Here is a 2,085-nt window from a genome sequence, read left to right as displayed (position 1 = left end):
TTGGTGTGATCGGCTACATGTTCGTCAAGCTCGGCTGCGAACCAGCTCCCTTGCTGCTGGGCTTCATCCTGGGCCCCATGATGGAAGAGAACCTGCGCCGGGCCCTGCTGCTTTCGCGCGGCGACTGGAGCGTGTTTGTGACGCGTCCGCTGTCGGCCGGGCTGCTGGGAGCTGCCTTGCTGCTGCTGGTCATCGTGTTGCTGCCGAGCATCAAAAACAAACGGGAAGAAGCTTTCGTCGAGGAATAATCGACAGGAGCCGGCGCGAAAGCGCATGCGAAAAAAGGCACCTTCGGGTGCCTTTTGTTTTGCCTGTTTGCCACATAGTCGGCGCTCAAAATCGTTGCACAATGGCCAGATGAAACGTAGACATATTATTTCCCTGGCTGCGGCTTCCGCCGTGACTCTCGCGGGCCCCGCCATGGCCCAGAACTACCCGTCCAAACCCATTCGCATGATTGTGCCGTTTCCKGCAGGCGGTGCGACGGACATCCTGGCACGGGCCCTGTCGCAAAAGCTGGGCGAGAAAATCGGCCAGACGGTCGTGGTCGAAAACCGGCCGGGCGCCGGCGGCACGATAGGCGCCGATGCGGCGTCCAAATCGCCTGCTGACGGCTACACGCTGCTGCTGGCGACTTCAAGCACCCACAGCATCGGGCCGGCCGTCAACCCCCGGATTCCCTACAACGCGGAAACCGACTTCACGCCGATTGCCTATGTGGCAAGTTCACCCAACGTGGTGCTGGTGCCCAACACGTCGCCGGCAAAGACCATGGGTGAATTCATCGATCATGCGCGCAAGAACCCCGGGCGTTTGAACTACGCGTCCAGTGGCAACGGCACCATCATCCACTTGATGAGCGAGTACTTCAAGGCGCAATCGGGGACCTTCATCCTGCACATCCCTTACCGCGGTACTGCGCTGGCCATGCCGGACCTGATCAGCGGCAAGATCGACGTGCTGTTCGACTCCTTCGTCACCGGCATGCCGCATGTGAAAGATGGAAAGCTGCGGGTTCTTGCGGTCACCAGCCTCAAACGCACGGCGCTCGCTCCCGATCTGCCAGCGGTGGCGGAAACCCTGCCGGGCTTTGAGTCGGTCACCTGGTTCGGGGTTTACGGCCCCAAAGGCATGGCGCCAGACCTGGCAGGCAAGGTCAACCAGGCCGTGAACGCAGCCCTGGCCGATGCCGATGTGAAAGACCGCTTTGCCAGGCTGGGCGCGGAACCCACGGGTGGCACGCCGCAGGCCTTTGCGGCCATGGTGAAGACGGACACGGCCAGGTGGAAGAAAATCATTGTCGAGCGGAAAATCAGCGCCGATTGATGCCTCTCACCGCATCCCGCCGCCTGGTCGTGACGATGCCGGTCAGTTTGACTTCCCGCCTGCGGTTGCACACCGTGACCGCCGGCACCCATTTTTTCTTTGCCTTGCCTTCAACAGGTGACCCATGAATTTCAACTACAGCAACCCCTACACCTCCACCCGCCTGCCGCTGTTTGCCCGCAACGTTGTTTCGACTTCGCACCCATTGGGCGCACAGGCCGGTTTGCGCATGATGCTCAAGGGCGGCAATGCAGTAGATGCCGCGATCGCTGCTGCAGCCGCCATGACCATCGTCGAGCCTGTCAGCAACGGCCTGGGCAGCGATGCTTTCTGCATCCTCTGGGACGGCAAGGAACTGCATGGACTGAATGCATCGGGCCGCGCGCCGCAAAGCTGGACGCCGGATTACTTCAAGCGCAAATACGGCAGCGATGCGCAGACGCCTCCCAAGCGCGGCATGGATTCCGTGAGCGTACCGGGCGCGGTGGCCGGCTGGGTAGCCTTGAGCGAGCGTTTCGGCAAGCTGCCCTTCGCCGACCTGATGGAGCCTGCGATTGAAATCGCCGAGCGCGGCTATTTGTTGCCGCCCGTGGTGCAGCAGAAGTGGGCGGCTGCTACGGAGGAGTTGAAGTCGCAGCCAGGTTTTTCCCAATCTTTCCTTCCCTGGGGCCGGGCGCCGAATGTTGGTGAGCTGTTCCAGTTCAAGGCCGCGGCCAAAGCGCTGCGTTCGATTGCGCAAACCAGGGGCACGGCGTATTA

Annotated in this window: 2 protein-coding genes and 1 pseudogene; all 3 read left to right on the top strand. The window is 61.6% G+C overall.

All coding sequences use genetic code 11. The features are described 5' to 3' along the window. Positions 1-248: pseudogene (locus tag AC1D1P_RS21780) on the top strand (tripartite tricarboxylate transporter permease); the annotation flags it as partial. A gap of 109 nt (positions 249-357) precedes the next feature. Beyond that, the gene (locus tag AC1D1P_RS21775; protein WP_477674407.1) at positions 358-1,326 is read left to right on the top strand and encodes a Bug family tripartite tricarboxylate transporter substrate binding protein; all 969 of its coding nucleotides are present in this window, start codon (positions 358-360) and stop codon (positions 1,324-1,326) included. A gap of 124 nt (positions 1,327-1,450) precedes the next feature. Continuing rightward, positions 1,451-2,085 (top strand): gamma-glutamyltransferase (locus AC1D1P_RS21770; protein WP_477674406.1); only part of this gene is annotated, 635 nt, incomplete at its 3' end.

The organism is Polaromonas sp. P1_E1_2, assembly GCF_056406035.1.
Note: the sequence above shows the minus strand (reverse complement) of the source record. Positions and strands in the feature narration are given on the sequence as shown.